General features: G+C 44.3%; 26 protein-coding genes. 19 read left to right on the top strand and 7 right to left on the bottom strand.

The genetic code is table 11. The features are described from left to right. The 12 genes from nuoB to JWQ54_RS12290 form a co-directional block, all read left to right on the top strand. Nucleotides 1-461 (top strand): NADH-quinone oxidoreductase subunit NuoB (gene nuoB / locus JWQ54_RS12345; RefSeq protein WP_299585085.1); only part of this gene is annotated, 461 nt, incomplete at its 5' end. 212 nt (nucleotides 462-673) lie between these two features. Further along, nucleotides 674-2,422, top strand: coding sequence for an NADH-quinone oxidoreductase subunit C/D (gene nuoC, locus JWQ54_RS12340; protein ID WP_299585083.1), 1,749 nt, complete (start codon nucleotides 674-676; stop codon nucleotides 2,420-2,422). 76 nt (nucleotides 2,423-2,498) lie between these two features. Beyond that, complete coding sequence (gene nuoE, locus JWQ54_RS12335; protein WP_299585081.1) at nucleotides 2,499-2,963, top strand: NADH-quinone oxidoreductase subunit NuoE; 465 nt, start codon at nucleotides 2,499-2,501, stop codon at nucleotides 2,961-2,963. Nucleotides 2,964-2,967: 4 nt separating this feature from the next. Continuing rightward, a complete protein-coding gene (gene nuoF, locus JWQ54_RS12330; RefSeq protein ID WP_299585079.1) occupies nucleotides 2,968-4,236 on the top strand; it encodes an NADH-quinone oxidoreductase subunit NuoF in 1,269 nt (422 codons plus the stop codon). A 6-nt stretch (nucleotides 4,237-4,242) separates the two neighbouring features. Next, nucleotides 4,243-6,948 (top strand): NADH-quinone oxidoreductase subunit NuoG, encoded by a 2,706-nt coding sequence (gene nuoG, locus JWQ54_RS12325; RefSeq protein WP_299585077.1) that lies wholly within the window; start codon nucleotides 4,243-4,245, stop codon nucleotides 6,946-6,948. Nucleotide 6,949: 1 nt separating this feature from the next. Next, the gene (gene nuoH, locus JWQ54_RS12320) at nucleotides 6,950-7,909 is read left to right on the top strand and encodes an NADH-quinone oxidoreductase subunit NuoH (protein WP_299585075.1); all 960 of its coding nucleotides are present in this window, start codon (nucleotides 6,950-6,952) and stop codon (nucleotides 7,907-7,909) included. A gap of 35 nt (nucleotides 7,910-7,944) precedes the next feature. Then, entirely contained in the window at nucleotides 7,945-8,460 is a 516-nt protein-coding gene (nuoI, locus tag JWQ54_RS12315; protein ID WP_299585073.1) for an NADH-quinone oxidoreductase subunit NuoI, read from the top strand. Between the two features lie 2 nt (nucleotides 8,461-8,462). Then, nucleotides 8,463-8,996, top strand: coding sequence for an NADH-quinone oxidoreductase subunit J (gene nuoJ, locus JWQ54_RS12310; RefSeq protein WP_299585071.1), 534 nt, complete (start codon nucleotides 8,463-8,465; stop codon nucleotides 8,994-8,996). Next, entirely contained in the window at nucleotides 8,993-9,304 is a 312-nt protein-coding gene (nuoK, locus tag JWQ54_RS12305) for an NADH-quinone oxidoreductase subunit NuoK (protein WP_299585069.1), read from the top strand. Before nuoJ ends, nuoK begins: the two co-directional genes overlap by 4 nt. Nucleotides 9,305-9,359: 55 nt before the next feature. Further along, the gene (gene nuoL / locus JWQ54_RS12300; protein WP_299585067.1) at nucleotides 9,360-11,249 is read left to right on the top strand and encodes an NADH-quinone oxidoreductase subunit L; all 1,890 of its coding nucleotides are present in this window, start codon (nucleotides 9,360-9,362) and stop codon (nucleotides 11,247-11,249) included. After that, nucleotides 11,246-12,820, top strand: a complete 1,575-nt coding sequence (nuoM, locus tag JWQ54_RS12295; RefSeq protein ID WP_299585065.1) for an NADH-quinone oxidoreductase subunit M — start codon at nucleotides 11,246-11,248, stop codon at nucleotides 12,818-12,820. Before nuoL ends, nuoM begins: the two co-directional genes overlap by 4 nt. After that, nucleotides 12,810-14,249, top strand: a complete 1,440-nt coding sequence (locus JWQ54_RS12290; RefSeq protein WP_299585063.1) for an NADH-quinone oxidoreductase subunit N — start codon at nucleotides 12,810-12,812, stop codon at nucleotides 14,247-14,249. The genes nuoM and JWQ54_RS12290 overlap by 11 nt, the downstream gene beginning before the upstream one ends. A gap of 142 nt (nucleotides 14,250-14,391) precedes the next feature. Here the strand turns inward: JWQ54_RS12290 and JWQ54_RS12285 are convergent, their stop codons facing one another. Continuing rightward, a complete protein-coding gene (locus JWQ54_RS12285; protein ID WP_299585061.1) occupies nucleotides 14,392-14,592 on the bottom strand; it encodes a hypothetical protein in 201 nt (66 codons plus the stop codon). Between the two features lie 92 nt (nucleotides 14,593-14,684). Between JWQ54_RS12285 and JWQ54_RS12280 the strand changes: the two genes are divergently transcribed. Further along, nucleotides 14,685-15,026 carry a hypothetical protein gene (locus tag JWQ54_RS12280; protein WP_299585060.1) on the top strand — a complete coding sequence of 114 codons (342 nt, stop codon included), beginning with the start codon at nucleotides 14,685-14,687 and terminating at the stop codon, nucleotides 15,024-15,026. 107 nt (nucleotides 15,027-15,133) lie between these two features. On the opposite strand, the gene JWQ54_RS12275 is transcribed toward JWQ54_RS12280, so the two are convergent. Both JWQ54_RS12275 and JWQ54_RS12270 read right to left on the bottom strand, forming a co-directional pair. After that, nucleotides 15,134-15,952 carry an AraC family transcriptional regulator gene (locus JWQ54_RS12275; RefSeq protein WP_299585058.1) on the bottom strand — a complete coding sequence of 273 codons (819 nt, stop codon included), beginning with the start codon at nucleotides 15,950-15,952 and terminating at the stop codon, nucleotides 15,134-15,136. Nucleotides 15,953-15,970: 18 nt separating this feature from the next. Continuing rightward, entirely contained in the window at nucleotides 15,971-16,774 is an 804-nt protein-coding gene (locus JWQ54_RS12270) for an SDR family oxidoreductase (RefSeq protein WP_299585056.1), read from the bottom strand. A gap of 240 nt (nucleotides 16,775-17,014) precedes the next feature. On the opposite strand from JWQ54_RS12270, the gene JWQ54_RS12265 reads away from it, so the two are divergent. Both JWQ54_RS12265 and JWQ54_RS12260 read left to right on the top strand, forming a co-directional pair. After that, entirely contained in the window at nucleotides 17,015-17,920 is a 906-nt protein-coding gene (locus JWQ54_RS12265; RefSeq protein ID WP_299585054.1) for a helix-turn-helix transcriptional regulator, read from the top strand. Between the two features lie 80 nt (nucleotides 17,921-18,000). Continuing rightward, a complete protein-coding gene (locus tag JWQ54_RS12260) occupies nucleotides 18,001-18,900 on the top strand; it encodes an oxidoreductase (protein WP_299585052.1) in 900 nt (299 codons plus the stop codon). Between the two features lie 123 nt (nucleotides 18,901-19,023). Here the strand turns inward: JWQ54_RS12260 and JWQ54_RS12255 are convergent, their stop codons facing one another. The 3 genes from JWQ54_RS12255 to JWQ54_RS12245 all read right to left on the bottom strand — a co-directional run bounded on the left by JWQ54_RS12255 (nucleotide 19,024) and on the right by JWQ54_RS12245 (nucleotide 20,400). Continuing rightward, on the bottom strand, nucleotides 19,024-19,416 hold the full coding sequence (locus JWQ54_RS12255) for a hypothetical protein (protein WP_299585050.1): 393 nt from the start codon (nucleotides 19,414-19,416) through the stop codon (nucleotides 19,024-19,026). 67 nt (nucleotides 19,417-19,483) lie between these two features. Then, nucleotides 19,484-19,999 carry a Crp/Fnr family transcriptional regulator gene (locus JWQ54_RS12250; RefSeq protein WP_299585048.1) on the bottom strand — a complete coding sequence of 172 codons (516 nt, stop codon included), beginning with the start codon at nucleotides 19,997-19,999 and terminating at the stop codon, nucleotides 19,484-19,486. 17 nt (nucleotides 20,000-20,016) lie between these two features. Further along, on the bottom strand, nucleotides 20,017-20,400 hold the full coding sequence (locus JWQ54_RS12245; protein WP_299585046.1) for a helix-turn-helix domain-containing protein: 384 nt from the start codon (nucleotides 20,398-20,400) through the stop codon (nucleotides 20,017-20,019). Between the two features lie 99 nt (nucleotides 20,401-20,499). On the opposite strand from JWQ54_RS12245, the gene JWQ54_RS12240 reads away from it, so the two are divergent. From JWQ54_RS12240 to JWQ54_RS12225, 4 genes are all read left to right on the top strand, one after another. After that, entirely contained in the window at nucleotides 20,500-20,880 is a 381-nt protein-coding gene (locus tag JWQ54_RS12240; RefSeq protein WP_299585044.1) for a DoxX family protein, read from the top strand. 32 nt (nucleotides 20,881-20,912) lie between these two features. Further along, the gene (locus tag JWQ54_RS12235) at nucleotides 20,913-21,047 is read left to right on the top strand and encodes a hypothetical protein (RefSeq protein WP_299585042.1); all 135 of its coding nucleotides are present in this window, start codon (nucleotides 20,913-20,915) and stop codon (nucleotides 21,045-21,047) included. 87 nt (nucleotides 21,048-21,134) lie between these two features. Continuing rightward, complete coding sequence (locus JWQ54_RS12230) at nucleotides 21,135-21,449, top strand: LLM class flavin-dependent oxidoreductase (RefSeq protein ID WP_367187095.1); 315 nt, start codon at nucleotides 21,135-21,137, stop codon at nucleotides 21,447-21,449. A gap of 303 nt (nucleotides 21,450-21,752) precedes the next feature. Beyond that, nucleotides 21,753-22,436 (top strand): HAD family hydrolase, encoded by a 684-nt coding sequence (locus JWQ54_RS12225; protein WP_299585040.1) that lies wholly within the window; start codon nucleotides 21,753-21,755, stop codon nucleotides 22,434-22,436. Nucleotides 22,437-22,482: 46 nt separating this feature from the next. Here JWQ54_RS12225 and JWQ54_RS12220 read toward each other — a convergent pair whose 3' ends face one another. Next, nucleotides 22,483-24,396: a long-chain fatty acid--CoA ligase gene (locus tag JWQ54_RS12220; RefSeq protein ID WP_299585038.1), complete on the bottom strand. Its 1,914-nt coding sequence runs from the start codon at nucleotides 24,394-24,396 to the stop codon at nucleotides 22,483-22,485. Between the last annotated feature and the right edge of the window lie 51 nt (nucleotides 24,397-24,447).

The raw sequence follows: 24,447 nt of genomic DNA, 5'->3' as shown, positions 1-24,447 counted from the left end.
TGGCCACCAGTTTAACCAGCAAATATGATGTTGCACGCTTTGGAGCAGAAGTAATACGCGGTACTCCCCGTGAAGCTGATGTAATGGTTATAGCCGGAACTGTTTTTGTAAAAATGGCTCCTATCATTAAACGTTTGCACGAGCAAATGATGGAACCTAAATGGGTTATCTCTATGGGCTCTTGCGCCAACTCGGGCGGTATGTATGATATTTATAGCGTGGTACAGGGCGTGGATAAGTTTTTACCGGTGGATGTATACGTACCGGGGTGCCCGCCCAGGCCTGATGCTTTTATGCAGGGGTTGATGCTGTTGGCTGCTTCGGTAGGCAAAGAGCAAAGACCTTTAAGCTGGGCCATCGGCCCCCAGGGAGTTATAAAGCCCGAACAATTGTCAATGAAGGAAGAAAAAAGGGAAGAAAGAAAAAAAATGATCGATTTCCGCTCCCCGGATGAAGTTTAAACAAAATTTAAAATATGTATTAATATTTAATGCGAAGCAAGAGTCAAGAACCAAGAGTCAAGGAATAGCAGCAGGGTGAAGAAATCCAACAAAAAGAAAAAAAGTAATCTGGCAATATCCGCAAGGTGCTGTAAATGCGCTTGTTTTGCCTTTTATCTTGGTTCTTGACTCTCGATTCGCATATTTAGTATAACCTCCATAAAGTTTAAATCATGGATAGTCATTCAGGATTGGCAGATGAATTGACGGGCAGATTCGGTGAGTCCGTTTTTACTCATCAACTTACAGTTGATGAGGCCACCACTTTATGGGTTGCAAAAGAAAACATATCAGAAGTACTTAAATTTCTTAAGCACACCATCTATCATCCTTTTGAATTACTCTATGACCTCTGTGCTATTGATGAGCGAGGCCGGGCTAAAAAGAATGGATCGCCATCATCTGATTTTACCATTGTATATCATCTGTTTTCATTTAAACGGAACATCTTTATCCGCCTCAAAGTAGCCTTACGCGGCGATTATCCATCCATGCCATCCATCAGTTCCTTATGGAAAAATGCCAATTGGTATGAGCGTGAAGTTTATGATATGTTTGGCATCAATTTCGAAGGCCACCCTCATTTACGCCGTATCCTGATGCCACTGACCTGGGAGGGCAATCCTTTGCGAAAAGAACATCCTGCAAGGGCTACTGAAATGGGCCCCTTTAAACTTTGGGATGAAAAACAAGACCGTGAACAGGGTGCCTTGCAATTCAAGCCCGAAGATTGGGGTTTAAAAAGACATAGTGAAGATGCCGATTTCATGTTCCTCAACCTTGGCCCTCAGCATCCCGGTACACATGGCGTTTTACGCATTATTCTTCAGTTAGATGGTGAAGATATTGTTGATGCAGTTCCGGATATTGGTTTTCATCATCGCGGAGCAGAAAAAATGGGCGAACGGCAGTCATGGCACACCTATATACCTTACACCGACCGGGTAGATTATCTGGGTGGGGTGATGAACAACCTTGCTTATTTGCTGGCTGTTGAAAAACTGGCGGGTATTATCGTCCCCGAAAGGGTAAAAGTAATGCGCATAATGCTTTGTGAGCTCTTCCGCATAGCGAGCCACCTGGTATGGTACGGTACTTTTGCACAGGATCTGGGGCAGCTTTCGCCGGTATTTTACATGTTCACCGACAGGGAGAAGGTATTCGATATTGTTGAAGCTGTTTGCGGGGCCAGGATGCACCCTAACTGGTTTAGAATTGGGGGTGTTGCCCAGGATTTACCCAAAGGCTGGGATAAATTGGTGGGCGATTTTGTTGCTTATTTCCCCAAACGACTTAAAGAATATGATCAGTTGGTGATGCGTAACAGTATTTTCAAAGCCCGGACAGTGGGTATTGGCATTTACACCTTGGAAGAAGCGGTGGAGTGGGGGGTAACCGGCCCTGGCTTACGAGCTTGCGGATTTGAATGGGATTTCCGAAAAAAACAGCCTTATTCTGGTTATGAAAATTTTGATTTTGATATTCCTACAGCGCAAAATGGCGATTGTTATGATAGGGCCAGGGTACGTGTTGAAGAGATGTGGCAAAGCCTTCGCATTATTGATCAATGCCTGAAAAATATGCCTGAAGGGGATTATAAGGCCGATCATCCTTTAACTACGCCCCCTCTTAAAAAATATACCATGCAGGATATTGAAACGCTTATTACCCATTTTTTAAATGTAAGCTGGGGGCCGGTAATTCCTCCCGGCGAAGCCATGAGTTGTATTGAAGCTACCAAAGGGGCCAACAGCTATTACCTCACCAGTGATGGCAATACTTCGCCCTACAGGGTCAGGATCCGAACGCCTTCATTTCCGCACATGCAAATGCTGCCCTATATCAGCAAGGGATATACAGTTGCCGACTTGCTGTCCATTTTAGGAAGTATGGATTATGTACTGGCCGATATTGACCGGTGAATATATAGGGAGCTGAAGTTAAAGGATTTAAAAAAGGAATAGGATACAAATTTTCGGTTGGATAAAATAAAAAGATATGCTATCAACAGAAGAAATAAGGAAGATAGACCATGAGATTGCGCTTGTTCCCGTGCGGAAAGCTGCCTGTATAGAGGCATTAAAAATTGTGCAAAATCATCGTGGATGGATTTCGGATGAAAGCCTTCATGCTATTGCAAGCCACATGGATATGTCTGCCGAAGAACTGGATAGTGTGGCAACATTTTACAACCTCATTTTCCGTAAGCCGGTGGGCCGGAATATTATTTTACTATGCGACAGTATCAGTTGCTATGTAATGGGCTATGAAAACATTTATGAGCACCTGAAAGCCCGGCTGCATATCAAATTCGGAGAAACCACTGCCGATGACAGGTTTACCCTTTTACCCAATCCTTGCCTGGGCACCTGCGATCATGCCCCGGCGTTAATGATTAACGATGACCTGTATAAGAATTTAACCAACGATAAACTGGATGAAATATTAAAAGAATATAAATAACACGATGGAAACGCCCCTCACACAACATATTAGCTTCAATCGTCCTTCGCTTAATCTTAAAGATTATGTGAGGGTTGGCGGTTATCAGGCTGTGCATAGGGCAATTACCATGACTCCGCAGGAAATTAGAAAAATAGTGCAGGATTCGGACCTTAAAGGCCGCGGGGGCGCAGGTTTCAATACGGGAGTGAAGTGGAGTTTGGTTCCGATGAATGATGACGCGCAAACCAAATACCTGGTTGCCAATGCCGATGAGATGGAACCGGGGACTTTTAAGGACCGCTTTCTGCTTGAAGGTAATCCTCATCAACTAATTGAAGGTATGATCGTGTCGGCTTATGCTATACAAGCTAATATATCGTACGTGTTTTTGCGCTGGGCCTATAAAAAAGCGGCCCGGCTCATCAGGCAGGCCATCGATGAGGCTTATGCAGCCGGCTACCTCGGGAAAAACATTTTAGGTACGGGTTTTAATCTCGAAATGCACTTGCATACCGGTATTGGCAGATACATGTGCGGAGAAGAAACAGCTCTGTTGAATGCCCTGGAAGGAAAGCGGGCCACGCCCCGTACCAAGCCTCCATTTCCGCAGGTAAGCGGTTTGTTTGGCAAACCCACAATTGTTAATAATGTAGAAACACTCTGCAATATTCCCCATATCGTTAATAAAGGGGCAGATTGGTTTAAAAGCCTCAGCCCCGGAGCAGATGCCGGAACTAAATTATATGGCATCAGCGGCAAAGTAAATAGACCGGGGTTATGGGAATTACCAATGGGTACTACCATGCGGCAGCTTATTGAAGAACATGCCGGCGGAATGAAAAATGGCTTCAAATTCAGGGGAGCCCTTCCGGGAGGTGCTTCTACTGATTTCCTGGTGGCTGAGCACCTTGATATTAAAATGGATTACAAATCAGTAGCAGCAGCTGGCAGTCGCCTGGGTACTGGCACGATGATTATTCTTGATGATCAAACCTGTCCGGTTGGTTTTGTGCATAACCTTGAGCATTTTTTTGCGCAGGAATCATGCGGTTGGTGCACGCCCTGCAGGGAAGGTTTGCCCTGGACAGAAAAGATTTTACTTTCAATTGAAAATGGAGAAGGACGAGCGGAAGATTTGGAATTGTTAGCGATGCACACCAAATACTTAGGACCAGGTACCACATTTTGCGCCCTGGCGCCCGGAGCAATGGAACCACTGCAAAGTGGCTTAAAATATTTCAGAGAGGATTTTGAAAAGCATATAAACGAAAAAAGATGTCCCTGGAGGTGAAACGCAATGGCAATCATTTATATTGATGGTAAAGCTTACGAAATAAAGCCCGGCAAAAATTTGCTCGAAACCTGTCTTACGCTTGGGTTTAACCTGCCTTATTTTTGCTGGCATCCCGCCATGGGTTCCGTAGGTGCCTGCCGCCAATGCGCCGTTAAACTTTTTAAAGACGAACAGGACACCAATGGCCGCATCGTGATGTCGTGCATGGAAGCGGTGAAAGACAATATGTATTTATCTGTTGACGATCCCACAGCCAAAGCTTTTCGCGCGCAGGTTATAGAATGGCTCATGACTAACCATCCGCATGATTGCGCAGTTTGTGATGAAGGAGGTTCGTGCCATTTACAGGATATGACCGTGATGACCGGCCACACTTATCGGCGTTTTCAATACAAAAAGCGTACTTATAAAAACCAGTATCTGGGGCCCTTCATCAATCATGAAATGAACCGCTGTATACAGTGTTACCGTTGTGTTCGGTTTTATAAAGATTATGCAGGCGGAAAAGACCTGGATGTATTTGCAGCTCATGATCATGTTTATTTTGGCAGGACAGAGGATGGTGTACTTGAAAACGAATTTAGCGGCAACCTGGCCGAAGTTTGCCCAACCGGCGTTTTTACCGACAAAACGCTTAAAGAGCACTATACCCGAAAATGGGATATGACAATGGCTCCCTCCATTTGCCAGCATTGCAGCCTGGGCTGTAATATTATTGCGGGGGAACGGTATGGCGAACTCAGGCAAATAACCAGCCGCTTTAATGGCGAGGTAAACGGTTATTTTATTTGCGACCGGGGGCGGTTCGGATATGACTTTGTAAACAGCATTAACCGTATTCAGCAACCTTTAATACGTGGCAGAATTCCGGATGCAGTGGATAAGCAAAGTTTATATAGCCACCTGAAAGCCATTTTATCAAACAACAAAGTAATAGGCATTGCCTCTCCACGGGCATCACTTGAAGCCAACTTTGCCTTGATGCAACTGGTTGGAAAAGAAAATTTTTACCAGGGTATTTCCGAAACCGCAGCTCAGTTGATGCGCACTATCCTCTGTACAATAAACTCAGGATATATCCATACGCCTTCTTTAAAAGAAACTGAACAGGCTGATGTGGTTTTGATACTGGGTGAAGATCTAACCAATGCCGCTCCGCTACTGGCGCTGGCGCTCCGGCAGGCTTTAAGTAAAAAGACTTTTGAAAATGCGCAGCAAATAAACATACCTTCCTGGCATGATGCCGCGTTACGTGAGTTTGCCCAGCAGGAAAAAGGAGCGCTATTTATAGCTTATCCAACCCGAACCAAGCTGGATGAAGTCGCCTCGGTTAGCCGGCATATATCGCCGGATGATATTGCCCGTTTGGGTTTTGCTATTGCGAATTGCCTGAACAATATAGCTCCTGAACCACAGGGTATGGATGATGACACCTTAAAGCTTGCCCGGCACATTGCAGGCGTCCTGAAAAAAGCTGAAAGACCATTGATAATTTGCGGAACAAGCTTATGTAATGAAGCTATTCTTAAAGCCGCTTCCAACATTGCGTTTGCCCTGGGTACCGAAGATAAAAAAGCCAGCTTGTGCTTTGTAGTTCCTGAATGCAATGCTATGGGATCGGCTATGATGCAGGCGCCATCATTAAACCGGGCTGCTGAAGTTTTGGAAAAGGGCGAAGCTGATACGGTGATTATCCTGGAGAATGATTTGTACCGCCGGGGTGCTAAAAAGGATATTGATGATTTTTTTGACCATTGCAGGCAAGTTATTGTGCTTGATCATTTGCATAATGATACTACTAACCGGGCCAATGTATTGATACCAGTTGGCACCTTTGCCGAAGCGGATGGGACAATAGTTAATAACGAAGGAAGGGCTCAATGTTTCTTCCGGGTATTTAAACCAAAAAATGAAAATTTAAGAGAAAGCTGGAGATGGCTGGATGAGTTCAAACAATTTAAAAATGGAATAAGTCCGGAAGATCTGGCTGAACCCGGCGATTTGATGGCCGAAATGGTTGAATTAATGCCCCAATTTAAAGGAGCGGAAACCGCAGCCCCACCCGCTAACTTCCGTATTAACGGACAGAAAATCCCCCGTGAACCGCATCGTTATAGTGGTCGTACTGCTATGCTGGCCAACATTAATGTAAGTGAACCCAAACCACCCGAAGATCCTGATTCGGCTTTGTCGTTTACAATGGAGGGCTTTAAAGGAAAGCCGCCTGCTCCTTTAATTCCATTCTTCTGGGCGCCCGGTTGGAACTCGGTACAGGCTGTTAACAAATACCAGGTTGAGGTTGGGGGACCTTTGCAGGGCGGCGATCCAGGCAAAAGGCTGTTCTCCGAAACGCCTGTTGCCGAAAATGCTTTTCTCAATAATATTCCTCCGGCTTGTATACCATCGCCCGGGGAATGGCTGATTGTACCCTTGTCGCACATCTTTGGCTCCGAAGAGCTCAGCATTTATACACCTGGTATTGCGGAACGATCTCCTCAGCCTTATATCGCCATTAGCAAACATGATGCGGGAAATTTAAATATCAGCGAAAGCGAAATGGTGAAGGTACAGATCAAGGATGAGGATTATGAGTTGCCTGCGAGGATAAAAGAAGAACTACCCGATGGTTTGGCGGGCATCCCTTACAACATTACCGGATTAAGCGGAATTGCCTGGCCAGCAAAAGGAATTTTAACTAAAGCTGTGTGATATGAGTACAGTACTTTACTATATCCTGATGATTGTAATTGTGTTATTTACATTAACTACAATTGCTGCCTGGCTAATTTGGCTGGAACGGCGGATGCTGGCGCTTTGGCAGGATAGGTACGGCCCAAATCGTGCCGGCCCGTTTGGCTTGCTCATTGTAGTTGCGGATACCATTAAGTTGTTTTTTAAGGAAGATTGGATTCCCCCATTTGCTGATAAAACAATTTTCGTGATTGCTCCGGCTATTATTGGTGCCACTGTATTGATGAGCTTTGTGATCATTCCTTATGCACCGGGCATCGTCATCGCCGACTTGAATATTGGCTTGCTTTTCTTTCTGGCAATGTCATCTCTGGGTGTTTATAGCATCGTATTGGGCGGGTGGGCCTCCAACAACAAGTATTCGCTGCTCGGAGCGTTACGCGGAGCTTCACAAATGATCAGTTATGAAGTATTTATGGGGCTCTCGCTCATGGGTGTGGTGATGCTTTCAGGCTCCTTCAGGCTTACAGATATTGTACTTGCCCAACAAGGATGCTGGTTTATTGTTACTCAACCCGTTGGGTTCGTTGTCTTTTTGATTGCGGGTATTGCCGAAACGCACCGGTTGCCGTTTGATATTCCAGAAGCTGAAAATGAGCTCGTGGCCGGGTTCCATTCGGAATATTCGGGCATGAAATTCGGGATGTTTTTTATTGGCGAATACCTGGGTATCTCCCTCATTTCTGCCTTATTGGTTACACTGTTTTTCGGCGGTTGGTTAGGGCCCGAATTTTTGCCTCCTTTGGTTTGGTTTACACTTAAAACTTTTGTTTTTATCATGTTTTTTATCCTGCTAAGGGCCTCACTTCCGAGGCCCAGGTACGATCAGCTAATGGAATACGGTTGGAAAATATTATTACCCGTGGCTTTATTAAACTTATTAATAACGGGAGCGATTGTGTTAATGATGAATAAATGATGATTTGGAATTGAGGTTAACTAAATAGAGAAACGATGGTTAGTTTGTTAAGAACTATAGGGCTCACTTTTCTGCACATGTTCAGAAAAAGAGAAACGATACAGTATCCCGAAGAAAAGGTGGTGCTGCATCCGCGCTGGCGCGGACGAATTGTATTGACCCGCGACCCTGATATGGGCGAGCGTTGCGTGGGTTGCTATTTATGTGCCGCTGCTTGTCCGGTAGATTGTATTTCATTGCAGGCTACCGAAGATGAAAATGGCAGAAGGTACCCAGAATTTTTTCGCATCAATTTTTCAAGATGTATTTTTTGCGGCTATTGCGAAGAGGCTTGCCCTACTTACGCTATTCAGCTAATACCCGACTTTGAGATGGCTGAATACAAGCGACAGGACCTGGTTTATGAGAAAGAGGATTTATTGATAGATAGTGAAGGGAAATACCCCGGTTATAATTATTATAATATTGCGGGCCTGGATGCAGGGGTAAAGGGAAAGGGCGAAGGCGGCAACGAGGAGCCACCGATTGATATACACAGTTTATTACCCTAAAAATGGATAGTGCATTTTACATAGCCGCTTTTGTGACCGTGATTTCTACAATCATGGTTATCACCAGGCATAACCCGGTGCATGCGCTGCTGTACCTTGTTATTTCGTTGTTGTCCCTATCCATGATCTTCTTTTTGCTAGGTGCGCCATTTGCCGCCTTGCTTGAAATTATCATCTATGCAGGGGCAATTATGGTGCTTTTTATTTTTGTGATTATGCTTTTAAACCTGGGCAAAGAAACCGCTAAACAAGAGAAAGAATGGCTTAAACCGAAGATTTGGATTGGTCCGGCTATTTTGTCCGCTATTCTTTTTGCCGAATTATTTTACCTGATCACTACAGCTCATGCGGCATCGTACAACCTGCAAGTTCTTAATCCAAAAGCTGTAGCTATTTCATTATTCAGGCCATACCTCATCGGTGTTGAACTGGCGGCTATGCTATTAATGGCCGGGGTGGTGGGCGCGGCGCATATAGGACAGCATAAAAAAATGGTATTGCACCGTTTTTTAAAAGAGGAGGATGACATATCATGAAATCATCCATATCCATAGAAATGGTGATGTTGCTGGCCGGTTTGCTTTTTGTGCTGGGCATTGCCGGTGTTATTATCCGTAAGAACATAATTTTTATGTTGTTATCTGTAGAAGTAATGCTGAATGCTTCGGGTTTGGCGTTTGTGGCCGCAGGCTCACGCTGGGCACAGCCTGATGGGCAGGTGATGTTCATATTTATCTTGGCTATGGCAGCAGCAGAGGTTTCTATCGGGCTGGCGCTGATCTTACAAATCTATCACCAGCATAAATCATTGGATATTGACAAGCTGAAAGAAATGAAAGGATAGTTTTAAAATTAGAAGAGGGGTTTGGAAGCGGAAAATACTTATAAAATAAAATAATATGAATAACCTGTTATGGCTTGTACCAACATTGCCCTTTGCCGGTTTTTTAATACTGGCACTGGCGGGCAAACATGTATCACGTGTTTGGGTTGCAATAATTGGCGCCGGGAGCGTAAGTCTTTCGGCTATTATAACACTTATAATTGGCATTAGTTTTTTATCCCTGCCCCCGGCAACTGGTAACTATTCGCAAACCTTATGGACCTGGATGCAGGTAGGAGGTTTTAATCCTAAGATTACGCTTTTCCTGGATGCATTATCACTCATTTTTGTTTTTGTAATCACCTTTATCGGAGCCCTGATCCATATTTATTCGGTGGGCTTTATGGCAGATGACAAAGATTATTCGCGATTTTTTGCCTGCATGAATTTGTTTGTGTTTTCCATGCTCGTGTTAGTTTTGGCTGATAATTTATTGTTATTGTATTTGGGCTGGGAAGGCGTGGGGTTGTGCAGTTACTTACTCATTGGTTTCTGGTATGAAAATCCGGCCAACGGATATGCAGCCTGCAAAGCCTTTATCATCACCCGGGTTGGCGACACGGCCATGGCCATAGGGCTTTTTGTAATCTTTTACCAGTTTGGCACATTGGTTATTCCTGATGTTTTGGCTAAAGCCCCGACTGTGTGGCACCAGGGAGCTTACATGGCTACCGTAACAGCCCTACTGTTACTTGCCGGAGGTGTGGGAAAATCGGCCCAGTTGCCATTGCAAACCTGGCTGCCCGATGCAATGGCGGGGCCATCGCCTGTGAGTGCGTTAATTCATGCAGCCACTATGGTAACGGCAGGTGTTTATCTTATCGCCAGGATGCATGTTTTTTTTCAGCTTTCGCCGATAGCACAAATGACGGTGGCCATAATTGGGGCGGGAACTTTATTTATTGCTGGTTTCAGCGCCCTTGCGCAATATGATATAAAAAGGGTATTGGCTTATTCTACCATCAGCCAAATTGGGTACATGTTCCTGGCATTGGGCGTAGGCGCCTGGACGGCCGCTATTTTCCATTTTGTGATACACGCTTTTTTTAAGGCTCTTTTATTTCTGGCGGCGGGTGCTGTGATAGAAGCGTTGCACCACGAACACAATATGTTTAAAATGGGCGGACTGAAAAATAAACTTCCGGTTATTTTCTGGACCTTCCTCATCGGGTCGGCCTCGCTGGCAGCACTGCCATTGATAAGTGCCGGATTTTACAGTAAAGATCAGATATTATGGTATGCCTGGGCCAGCCAAAGCGGAAACCCATTGCTATGGTTTATCGCCTTGCTGGGGGCCTTCATTACGGCATTGTATACTACAAGGATGATGATCCTTGTTTTCTGGGGCGAAATTAAAACAGAGATTGGTCATCATCCGGGCAGGCTAATGACTGCGCCTTTGATCATCCTGGCTTTTTTTTCTCTATTCGCAGGCTTTATAGAGCTGCCGCATAATTTTGGCCATTTTACAATTTTTTCAAACCTGCTTTACCCGGTATTGCCCGAAACGCTTTTAAAAGCCGGTATAAATACCGAATTGCAATTTCAGGTACTGGCAGCCCTGTCAACTTTTGGCGGGATTTATTTAGCTTATATTTTCTATTATAAACAACCGCGGCGTATTGAAAAATTAAAGCAATCAGGATTTGTTACCAACCTTTACCTTTTCTGGTTTTCGGGGTGGGGCTTTGATAAATTATACAATGTATTAATTGTAAAGCCAATAGTTTTTTTAGCCAATATCAACAAAAATGATGTGGTTGATAAACTGTACCAGGGTATCACGTTTGTCACTATCCGTATTTATCGATCCCTGTCATTTACCCAGTCCGGCTCACTAAGGTGGTATGTTATGGGATTGGTTATAGGTGCAATAATCATATTAAGTATACAAATAATGTTATGATACTTGTTTATCTTATCGGTGTATTAATAGGAGGCGGTTTACTGGCGCTTATGTTGGGGCAATGGAATAAATACCTGCCACGCTGGATCGCACTTTGTGCGCTATCTGCCGGTTTTATTGTTTTGCTGTTTTTTTGGATTGACCAATACAGCACCATTAATATCCATCTTTCAAATACCTGGATAATTGACTACCGGCATAGGTGGATACCGTCATTTGGCATAAGCTTTCACCTGGCTATTGATGGGTTAAGCCTGTTGTTGCTTGTACTAACTTTTTTCCTTGGAATTTTGGCAGTGCTGTGTTCCTGGAACGATGTGAAAGAACGCGTGGGTTTTTATTATTTCAACTTACTTTGGATACTGGCCGGAATTTCAGGGGTATTCATGGCGATGGATTTGTTCCTGTTTTACTTTTTTTGGGAGATGATGCTTATCCCGATGTATTTCCTGATTGGCATATGGGGAAGTGAAAACCGCGTATATGCTGCCTACAAATTTTTTATTTTCACCCAGGCCAGCGGTTTGCTGATGCTGCTGGCCATAATTGGTTTATATTTTATTCATGGCCGCAATACTGGCATTTATACCTTCAACTACTTTGAATTACTGGGAACCACTATTTCGCCTGCTATTGCTTTTTGGTTGATGCTGGGCTTTATGATTGCCTTTGTGGTGAAATTACCCATAGTACCCTTCCATACCTGGTTGCCAGACGCACATAGCGAAGCACCTACTGCCGGAAGTTTAATACTGGCAGGGTTATTATTGAAAACAGGGGCTTATGGCATATTAAGATTTGTTCTTCCTTTATTTCCCCATGCTGCACGGGAGTTAGCGCCATGGGCGATGCTTTTCGGTGTGATCGGGATTATTTACGGAGCCATCCTGGCTTATTCGCAAACCGATCTTAAACGCCTGGTGGCTTATACAAGTGTTAGCCATATGGGCTTTGTAATGCTGGGTATTTTTGCTTTTAATGAGCTGGCATTGCAAGGAGTCGTAATGCAATTGGTTACACATGCTATAAGTACAGGGGCGCTGTTTATTATGGCAGGGATGCTGAAAGAACGCCTGCATACACGCGATATTAACCAGATGGGGGGACTATGGGTCCAGATGCCGCAAATGGGGGCGATTGCAATGCTGTTTGCCATGGCATCCTTAGGTTTGCCCGGATTAGGAAATTTTATTGCTGAGTTCCTGATATTGTTAGGCACTTTCAACGCCCATGTATTGCTTACTATTATTGCTACAATCGGACTTGTTTTTTCTGCTATTTATTCTTTACGTATTGTACAAAAAGTATTTTTAGGGCCATCAGAAAGACAGGATCAGGTTCGTGATTTTTCATTCAGAGAAATAACTGTAATGGCAGCTCTCACTCTAACTATTGCTTGGCTGGGTTTGTATCCACAACCGGTTATTAATACAGTTAAACCGATGATTAACAAACTGGAGTATATTTTCCCAATCGAAAATAAAAATACGCAAAAGAAAATTCATCAGGCAACACCATCAAAGGCATACCAATATCTGGTAAAAAAACAAAAAGAACGCTATGTCAGGTAACGATTTTTCCGCTCTTACGCCACTATTATTACTTGCAGGTTCTTCCGTCCTGATTATGCTTTTGATCGCAATAAAATTGAGTCACCGTGTAATCCAGATGAGTAGTTTGCTTTTATTTGCTGTAGCCTTTGCATCTCTTTTTTATATTCAAAAATTGCTTCCATGCCGCATTGAGCCATTGTTAATCATAGATGGGTTTTCAGTATTCATTATGGGGCTGATCATTTTTTCAAGCCTGGTGGTCAATATCCTTTCTTACATCTATTTTGAAGAAAAAGAAGAAAGTCCTAAAGAATATTACGTATTGCTTTTTCTGTGTACACTTGGGGCCTGTGTATTGGCAGTTAGCAAACATTTTATTTCTTTATTCCTGGGCCTTGAAATTCTGACGGTTGGTTTATATGCCCTGATTGCCTATTTGCGGGTCAGGCACCATAATATAGAAGCAGGAATTAAATACCTTGTTTTGGCGGCATTCTCTTCAGCCTTTCTTCTTTTCGGGATGGCCTTAATATACCTTCAAACCGGAAGCATGGAGTTTTTAATGATTGCCCGCAGCCTAACTTCGCTTCAATCATTATCGCCTCTGTTTCTTATAGGTTTAGGAATGATGTTGGTAGGGGTAGGCTTTAAACTGGCTGTGGTACCGTTCCATATGTGGACTGCCGATGTGTACCAAGGAGCGCCCGCACCCGTTACCGCGTTTATTGCTACCGCATCTAAAGGCGGAGTGTTTGCCGTGCTGTTCCGCTTTTTTATAATGATTGATGGCTTCCGGTTCAAGGTTGTCATGCTTATTTTAATCTGTATTGCCATTGCTTCTATGATTATTGGCAACCTGCTTGCTGTACAGCAAAAAAATGTGAAACGTATCCTGGCTTATTCATCCATTGCACATCTCGGTTATTTATTAGTTGCCTTTATCCCCGGCAGTATAATGAGCGTAAAAGCCGTTGGCTTTTATTTGATAGCCTATTTTATTACCACCTTAACGGCTTTTGGTATTGTGACCATTTTATCCAACAAAGAAACGGATGCGGAGGATATCGAAAGCTATAAAGCATTATTTTGGCAACATCCTGTTTTGGCATGCATATTTAGTTCTGCTTTACTTTCTTTAGCCGGGATACCACTCACGGTTGGCTTTGTTGGGAAATTTTACATACTGGCAGCAGGACTTCAGGTTGGATTTTGGGTAACAGCTTTAATCCTGGTCGTCAGCAGTGTTATTGGTTTATATTATTATCTACGGATTATAACCACAATGTTCGCCGGGCAAAAAAATATCTTATCCGAAGGAAAAAAAGCGAATCCGTTTTTTTACACAGTAAGTATTATAGCTTTATCTGTTCTAACTTTATTGATTATTTGGTTGGGTGTTTATCCGTCAGCAGTGATGAGTTTTATGGAAAATTTTCAGCTTAAATAGCGGAAGTGATTTATCGGTTTGGCAATTCAAAGGTTGATGTTCGTAAATAGCTCTGGATCAGCAGAGGAACAGCGGAGAAATCAATAAAATGATTTGCTGCTATCCATTACACCAGTGCAACGAAGTCAGTTGTGTTTGTTTTTTATTGTTTTGCCACGAAAAATTCAAAATCATCCTCAAACAAAATCACCGATGACCGGTCATACTGGTTCTTACCGGTGGTATCGGACCTGCTGATCTGCAAATAAGGCTTGTTGTTTTTAGCCTTCAGCAGGTCGATAAAATAATGCCTGCCTTCATCGCCGAACATTTCCGAGTCCAGCCTGTTCTTTTCTAGTGCCATAATCATATCATTTAACCGCACAAAATTCCGTCAAACAATTCAGTTGCTCATTGTTTTATACGTATATAACCGTTTAATAAACGTTTACCGTCATGGAAGAAACCTCAACAGCAACCAGGCTTTGCCTCGACTGCGGCAACCCCATCCGCGCCGGCAGGAAAGACAAAAAGTTCTGCGACGACATGTGCCGAACCAACTATAATAACAATAAGGGCACATCCAGCGAACTGAGCCTAACCGATTACATCAAAAAGATACAGACCATTCTGGAAAAAAACCGGAAAATACTGGATGATTGCTTAAGTAAGGCAGTGGAAATGGAAAAGATTGAGGCTCGGAAGCCGACAGGGGAAAAGTCAAAAGAACAATCCCAAAATCACGCATCGAAAGCAATGGAAAATAAAACGCTAAATGATCAAAATATATCCATGTAAAATGCGTATTTTGTATCAATATTCTTTACTAACCTTCAACAAGTTGGAGCCGTTTATGGAGTAGATTGACTAAATTCTTTTATTTTGTCTTTTTATTAATGCTGTCTTCAGTTTGTGCCTATACCTGCAGCCAGCCTGGAAGGCCGCATCCCGTATGACCGTTTGAAAGCGTGCGAAAAATGAGACAAACTTTCAAAGCCAACATATAGGTAAACTGCTGATGGCTTAACATTTTTGTTGCTGATCAAATAATACGCCTCCTTCAGTCGTTGTTCCAGCAGCCATCGGCTTGGCGGACAATGAAATATCTTTTCAAAATCACGCTTGAACGTCGCCAGGCTGCGCCCGGTCAGAAAGGCCAGCTTTTCCAACGGTACATTGTAGCGAAAATTCCGCTGCATAAAAGCCTCCAGGTCGATCTTTCCCGGTGTGCCGAAATCGAACAATACCTGCTGCAATTCCGGCTGCGCGCGCAGCAGCAACAGGACAAATTCCTGAATCTTATGGCCCGCCAGTTCGGCATCGATTTCCTGCGATGCAAAGTCGGGCAGGGCATCCAGGTAATGCTGCAGTAATTCGTCAGGACGAATTTGCAAAACCGCCTCCGGCGGAATAAGGCCGGGAAACGCTGATGATCTGCCTTTGGCCAGACCCTGCAACAGTGATTGGTCGAGCAAGAGGCTGATCACCAGCAGCTCGCCGCCACCCGAAGGCGGCCGCTTGATAAACTTGGCCAGGTGGTTCCGGCGAAAGAGTACGACGTCCCCATCCCGGAAAACATGCGTCCGGCTACCATCGATGATCGTAATACTGCCGGATAGGATATAGCCTACCGCATGATCCGCAATAAATTGCTCGCCCGAGCGGTTCTCCGTGCAGTAACTCGAATACGTAATGCCGCCAATAGCTTTTGTTACAGTGTCCATCAGACCAAAGGTAAGTAATCAGCCTAAGAAAGTTTGACCGATCTCTCTGCGGGCAGCTTCCGCGCCGATCTCCGTACGCCGGGCGTAAAGGGCATTAGCATCAGGCCCCGCCACATAATGTACCCGGTCCTCACCATCGATAGCCGCAGCGTAGACTACTTCGGCGATCTCCCCGGCACTCGAAAACAGGGAATCCGCATCTTTAAAGGCGGTCGTGACCATATGGTCAAAAGCACCCTGGTAAGCCTCGTGTTTAGCCAGATCCAGCGAGCGACCCGCAAAATCGGTGGCGATACCGCCCGGTGCCACAGTCTTTACGCTAATGCCAAAAGGCCGGAGTTCGAACGACAGACTTTCGCTAAAGCCCTCCAGCGCCCATTTGCTGGCATGATACAGCGTTGAAAATGGGAAAGCCACATGGCCACCGATAGAAGTGGTCGTGATGAACAGCCCGCCGCCGCTTTCCCGGAAATGCGGGATAAACGCCTGGATGACCCGGATCACGCCCAGCAAATTGGTGTCCAGTTGCCGGCCGATCTGCGCATCGGAGATCGCTTCCAGCGGACCCATCAGGCCATAGCCGGCATTATTAAATACCACATCGATCTTTCCCAGTGCAACCGCTTTTTCTACCGTCGTAGTAATTTGTTTTGGGTCGGTTACGTCCAGCGGTAACAACGTTACGTTGGGTATACCGCCTAATTCCTGTTGTTTCCCGGGTGCGCGCATCGTGGCGATCACCTTCCAGCCTTTGGTTGCGAACAATTCAACGGCAGCTTTACCCAACCCGCTGGAGGCCCCTGTAATAAAAATAGTTTTCATGTCTTTTGATTTGATAAGCAAAGGTAGTCTGGGCGAAAGACCCAAGGTTTGCGCAGGCAGCTCAAAATACTTGTTTCAGCGGCTCATAATAATTCACCGCCTTTTTATCGGTTTTTGCAGAACCTATAACAAATGGCCAAAAAACGCCATGAAAAGTCGAAGACGTTTTTGGCACTTATCCAAATGCCTATAGTCACATCTGCAATTGGATGGATGATTTGATTCTTGTAGCTTTGTACGATGGCGACCTTAATGGAACTGCAGGCTTTTTATAAAAACTTCAACCGTGAGCTGGAACCTGTTCAACAGGAAGCCGGGCATTTTAACATCTTTAAGGTGGAAGACCTGCTATTGCCGAAGGGCAAACCGGTCACTTATAGCCGCCGCAATTTCTATAAGGTCAGCCTGGTTAGCGGCCACAGCAAAATTCATTATGCCGATCATTCAATAGAAATATTGGATAGTGTGCTGGTTTTTACCAACCCCATGATCCCATTTTTATGGGAAAGGATCAGTGAAAAACATAGCGGGTATGTCTGCGTCTTTACCGAGGCCTTTTTCAGCAAGTTCGGGAACATTAAAGCGTACCCGGTTTTCCTGTCAGCAGATGCCGGTGTGATCCCTTTGGCGGCGGACGACCTGCGGTTATACCAGGAGCTTTTTTCGCGGATGCTTGATGAACTGGAAGGCGATTATCTTTATAAATATGATCTGTTGCGCACGCTGTTAACAGAGGTTATCCACGGGGCCCAAAAAATGCAGCCGGCCTTAGCGGTGCTTCCCCCGGGATCGAATGCTTCGGAACGGATTACCGCCTTGTTCTCCGAACTGTTGGAACGGCAATTTCCCATCGAATTAAGCAATCAGGTTGTTCAACTACATACACCTTCTGCTTTCGCAGGAGCTTTAAACATCCATGTAAATCACCTGAATAAAACGTTGAAAGAAACCACCGGTCAGACTACGTCTAACCTGATTAATGACCGCTTATTGCAGGAAGCCAAGATACTGCTCAAGAGCACGAACTGGACCATTAACGAAATAGCCTGGGCGCTACGGTTTGAGGAACCCAACCATTTCTCCGTTTTCTTTAAAAGCAGGGCGGGGATCACGCCAAAAAAGTTCAGACAGTCAGTCATTGATTGATTTTTGTAGTTATTGCTTTCGTTTCTGTAGCAACCGCCGGCTGTCATTTTCTGATCTTTGCGGTATTTAATCATCATTTTATGTGGACAAAAAATAATATGCCGGGCCAAACCGGCAAAACAGCCCTAATAACCGGTGCAAATACCGGCATTGGTTTTGAAACAGCGCTTGCCTTATATGAGGCCGGAGCACATGTCGTGCTTGCCTGCAGAAATTTCGATAGTGCCCAGTTGGCTCTCGCTAAAATAGCGGAACAAAAAGGTACAGGCACGCTGGAGATCGCCTTAATTGATCTATCCAGCCTGAAGTCGGTCAAACAGTTTGCCGAAGCTTTCACCGAAAAGCATCAGCAGCTCCACTTATTGATCAATAATGCCGGAGTGATGATACCACCCGCATCTAAAACAGCCGAAGGGTATGAATTACAGTTCGGGGTAAACTTCCTGGGGCATTTTGCGCTGACTGGTTACCTGTACCCTTTACTGAATGCTACGCCGGGTTCACGGATCATCACCCTAAGCAGTATGGCCTATTTGCACGGCGTGATAGACTTTGATAATTTAAAGGCAGAAAAAGACTATGACCCCATGCGTGAATACTGCCAGAGTAAACTAGCAGACCTGATCTTTTCCATTGAATTGCAGCGAAGGATAACAGCCCGTAATGATCAGACCATTTCTGTAGCAGCGCAGCCCGGAGCCAATAAAACCGAACTGTCAAGACATATGAGCGAGGCGGCTTTCACCGCCGCTGTTGAACGCTTAGGTCCGCTAATGGATCCGTGGCAGGGCGCTCTGCCATCATTGTATGCTGCCGTATCTCCCGATGTTAGGGGTGGCGAATTTTACGGACCGGACCAGGATGGCGGATACAGAGGATACCCGGCATTGGCCGCTGTTACGCCAAACGCACTGGATGAAGCGGTTGCTAAAAAACTCTGGAGCGTGGCCGAGGAAGCTACGGGCGTCCGTTTCCCCTAACCGATAAAGCTGGCATTTAAGCCGATTTAGCTGCATACAACAAAGGCACTTGTAAGGATTGCCCGAAATGGAACAGGACGGGATTATTGGGGCACTTTTGAATTATAATTATTATGGGTGATGCTAACTTAACGGGCCATTGCGTTTTATTCTTAATAAATAAATCAACGAGCCAATACCAATAAAAAGGTGTGTGACTTCAACAGGAGCCATTTTATTGGCTAGTAAAGCGCCATTAACGACACCAAAAACATCCGCCAGCAACCCCAGCGTATTTGTAATGATATTAGTGAGCAAAATAACACGGAGTATATTGGCATCATTAAAATTACGAACAAAGAAATTAACAGCACCAAAACCAATGATTAATCCACCCATTCCCTGCAGCAGCGAACCAGTTTGCGGCGTATAAGCAATACCTAACAATCGGCCTGCAAAAGCGGGCAAAAAAAACATCATCGCACCAAATGCAAAGGAGCCAACAGCGGAAATGGTAAGAAATACAGGAAGTTTCATTTGTATGTTTTTATTAGTGCTAAGTTCCGGTTTAACCAGGTGTTTAACGATAACAATTGTTAATTAATTACTTCCGGTTCCGGATGCGGCTTAAGGAAATAGGCGTTATACCCAGGTAAGAGGCTGTATACCGTTGCGGCACACGTTGAAATAGTTCCGGCTGCTGGCTGATCAATTCCTGATATCTTTCCATCGGCTTGTTTTTGATGAATGATAACAGCCTTTTGGTATGCAGCAATAACTTTTGCAGAGCTGTTTGGTAAAACCAATCCGCAAAAGCGGGATCATTGGCCATTAATGTATCATAATCACTTTTATTCAATATAGCTATCTCGCAAGGCTCCAGCGCCTCAATGGTAAACAGGCTCGCTTCCTTATTCAAAAAACTTTCTAAGGAAGTGGCCGCTTCCCCTTCAAAAAAGAACTGGGTGGTTACCTCTATGCCATTGTTATTGAACCATACTCTTAAGCATCCTTTTTTAATAAAGAACAATTTTTGAGCGATTTCTCCTTCCTTTATGAGCTGGGTTTTAGCATCAATAGGAATGACCTGCAAAAAATGATCGTCACTGAAATTTGTCATACGTTTCCAAAACAGATCTATTTAAATACAGTTAACTCATCAGGAGTTCGCTCAACCCTGCTTCGCCCGGTAATATGCCCCCGGTGCTGCCTGTCCCATTTGTTCATCGCGGTGATGACCTCTAAAAGCGTTTCACTGTAAGGGGTTACGGCATATTCGACCGTAACCGGGCGGGTATTGCATACCGTCCGGCTTACCAGTTCATTCATCTCCAGTTCCTGTAATTCCTTAGACAGGATCCGGGGCGAAATGCCGGCTTCCCGCGACAGTTCCCTGAACCGTTTTTTTCCGCCCGTGATCAGTATGGAAAGCAGCACCAGTTTCCATTTGCCGCCTACGACCATCAGGGTGTCCTGCATGGCCAAATGGGCTTTATTACACTCTTTATGTTCATTATTCATAGATGGTATTCTTTTTGTAACCGGTATCCTTTTGGTAATCCGTTACAAAAGTACACCATTAACCAATACTTTTGACGTAGTTAAATCATTTAAAATACGATGTCACCAAAAACACGAAAAATCACCGGATGGATCTTGACCGGGTTGATCGCCCTGGCGATGATCCTCAGCGCCGTCCTAAAATTAACCGGTAGCCCGGTTGCTTTAAAATTAGCAGCGGCCGTTGGCTTTTCAGCCAGCACTTATCAGCTCATCGGTTTGATTGAAGTACTCTCTACCGTGTTGTTCATTGTTCCTCGTACCGGTATTTTAGGTACTTTATTGCTTGCCGCTTACCTGGGCGGCGCCATCGCCACACATTGGCAACACCAGCAGCCGGCACTGCCAGCGGTTATCCTGGAATGCCTGGTGTGGATCACGGCGACAATTCGTTTCCAGGAACTGAGTAAAAGGATCATGGGAATAACGGATGGGCAATAATGGAAATCGGAATTGACAGCTTTGCTTCGGTCATGCCCTTTCCGGGAGACAGCAGCCCCCTCAGCAGTGTGGATGCTATGGCGCAGCTACTGGAAAGGATCGAACTGGCGGACCAGGCCGGACTGGATGTGTTCGGCATAGGTGAGCATCACCGGAAAGAGTTTTAGATTCAGCGCCTGCGGTGATCCTGCCCGCCGCAGTGGCACGTACCAAGCGTATCCGCTTAACCAGCGCGGTCACCGTATTGAGCGCCGCTGACCCGGTCAGGGTATTTCAAAGTTTTTGCGACCCTGGACCTGATTTCTAAAGAGCGGGCCGAAATGGTCGTAGGCCGCGGCTCGGCGACAGAGGCCTACCCGCTTTTTGGCTTTGACCTGAAAGATTATGACCGGCTTTTCGTGGAAAAGCTGGAGCTTTTACTAAAAATCCGTCAAAACGAATTCGTGAATTGGTCGGGAAGGTTCCGGCCCGCATTAAACAATCTGCCCGTTTACCCCGTCAGCAAGATGTGGCGTATATCAATGCCGGCGCAGCTGTCGAGGGTTTATTTGTGGTTTAGACACCTATAATATTTCTGTTACTGCAAAACCTGGGGAGTTGGAAAAAGGATTCAAAGCAGTATGGCGGGAAAATATAAAAATAAGTCGCTATGGTTTCATTCAAACTGAATTGGAAAGAGCCCAACAGAAGTATTTAAGCAACTTAAAGGCTGATCTTCAGGAAAAAGATAAAACTAATTCGCAAGCATATGTACAGGAATATTGACCGAAATAGACAGGCGGGAATACCGTGCGGACGCCCATAAATTATGTGTTCAAAACAATGGCTTAAATTGCTTTTGAGATAGGACGTCTGTTTGATACCTTTACATTATGAATATTAAAGTAATTGCTTTTGACGCGGATGATACGCTTTGGGTTAATGAGCCCTACTTTAGAGCGTCAGAAGAAGCATTTTGCACTTTACTGGAAGAATACCTGCCCCGCCACGAACTGGAGCGTGAGCTGCTTAAAATTGAAATTGGGAATTTAGGTTTATATGGTTATGGAATAAAAGGCTTTGTACTATCAATGATAGAAACGGCCATGAACGTAACCAATAACATGATAAGCGCTAAAACCATTGGACAAATAATTGACCTGGGCAAACAAATGCTTAACCAGCCTATTGAACTGCTGGATGGTGTTGAGGATGTTTTACACGCGCTAAAAGGAAGATACCGCTTAGTGGTAGCCACCAAAGGCGATCTGCTTGACCAGGAACGCAAACTGCGCAAATCAAACCTGAACAATTACTTTCATCATGTAGAGATCATGTCCGAAAAGGATGATGCAAACTATTTAAAGCTTATTAAACATTTGGATATACAACCAAGCGAATTGTTAATGATAGGCAATTCGCTTAAAAGCGATGTATTACCTGTACTAAATGTTGGCGGTTTCGCTATACACGTACCTTACCACATCACCTGGGCGCACGAAGAAATTGAACACAGCATTGATAGCGGCATGTTTAAAAGCGTTGAAAGTATTAAGGATATATTGGGGTTTGTGTAACCGTTTTAGATTTGACAACTTTTTAAAAGTTGTCAAATCTGCAAGTCTAATCAGCCTCCGCTCCCCCGGTATACAATTCCTCTATCGCATCTGCATATTTCTTTTCAATCACCTTACGTTTGGCTTTCATAGTAGGGGTTATCTCGCCTTCTTCCATGCTGAAAGGTTTGCGTTTTATCTTGAAGTTTTTAATACGCTCGAATTTGGCCAGTTCATGGGATAGTCTTTTAATATCCTGGTTTAGCCATGCCTTGATCTCTTTATCCTCAATAAATGGATCAGGGTTTTCAAAATAGGCGTCGTCTAATCCAAATTGTTCCTGTAAAGCTTCTTTGGCAGGAATGATGAACGCGGTAATAAATTCACGCTTATCGCCCAACAAAAATACGCCTTCAATTTTTGGACTTTTTAAATAGGTATTTTCTACCGGGGTTGGATATATGTTTTTCCCATAAGCATTTACCAGCATATTTTTTAATCTGTCGGTAATTTGCAGGTTGCCTTTGTAAAAGCGGCCTATGTCGCCGGTATGCAGCCAGTTGTCTTTGTCAATGGTGGCAGCAGTTTCTTCGGGTTTATTTAAATAACCTTTCATTACACAATGCCCGCGTACAATGATCTCGCCTTCTTCCGATTCAAAGTTTTCCCTAAATGATTCGTGCGTTTGAATGGTATAAATATGCTTGGTATCCACATTTTGTATAGCCACCTCAATGCCCGGCACAATTCGGCCCACCGTTCCAAATATTTGACGGTGAAACTCGGTAACAGCCATAACCGGCGAAGTTTCTGTTAAACCAAAACCTTCCAGTACCTTTATACCCAGGTCGCCAAAAAACTCACCAATGTTTTTAGGCAGCGCGCCACCGCCTGACAGCATAATTTTTAACCTGCCACCGGTACGTTCCTTTATTTTGCTGAACACCAGCTTTTCGGCAAGTTTATGCTGATTATTTAGGATGAAGCCGGATTTTTTGCCGTCTTCATTAGCTATGCGGTACTTGCGGCCAATATGCAGGGCCCACAAAAATATTTTTGATTTTATGCCACCCGCTCCGGTGCCGTTTTTCATGGCGCGATCATGTATGCGCTCCAGTAATCGGGGCACACAATTCATTACACTTGGCCTTACTTCGCTCATGTTTTTAGCCAGTAGTTCCAGGCTTTGTGCAAATGCTATTTTAGCCCCCGAGTACAAGCATACGTGATAAGTAGCCGTACGTTCAAATACATGCGATAGCGGTAAAAATGATAAAAAGATATCTGTTTTTTCAATAACAGGTATCTGGATCAGGCTCACTTTTACGTTTTCTACCAAATTATGGTGCGTTAGCATTACGCCTTTTGGCGTACCTGTAGTGCCTGATGTATAGATCAAGCAGGAAAGATCAGACGGTAAAATAGCTTCGCGGGCAATGTTTATAGCCGTACGATGCTCATCAACCAATGTAAGCCCAAGTGTAATTACTTCATTAAAACCTATTACCCCGGCGTCTAAATGCTGCTTCTCCAGGTATTTTTCGTAATCATCAAATGCAGGGATTATGCGCTCCAATTCAGGACAATTGTTGGCAATCTTCAATACTTTTCTAAACAAAAATGGATTACCGCAAATAATGGTTTTAGCGTCCGAATCGTTTAAAATATATTCTATTTCCGTTTCTGTAAGGGTAGGGTAGATGGAAGTGTTAACCGCGCCAATTTGCTGCAGGGCCTGGTCATAGTAAATATAATCAGGGCCGTTTTCAATAATCAGGGCAAGGCGATCGCCTTTTATTATACCAATATTTATAAACCATGCAGATATGGCGTCTATCTTTTCTAAAGCCTGCCTGTAGGTTATATCCTCCCAAACATCACCCACTTTATGGCTTAAAAAAGGATGTGTATCCGGGTGAATGTTTTTTACTAAATAACGTATTAGGCTGGGTACGGTCGGACGCTCAGTAGCTGGGTTCATTTATATATAAATCAGGTTTATTATAGCAAACAAAGCTAATGATAATTTCAG

The sequence above is a fragment of the Mucilaginibacter sp. genome (assembly GCF_028288225.1).
Lineage (GTDB): Bacteria > Bacteroidota > Bacteroidia > Sphingobacteriales > Sphingobacteriaceae > Mucilaginibacter.
Note: the sequence above shows the minus strand (reverse complement) of the source record. Positions and strands in the feature narration are given on the sequence as shown.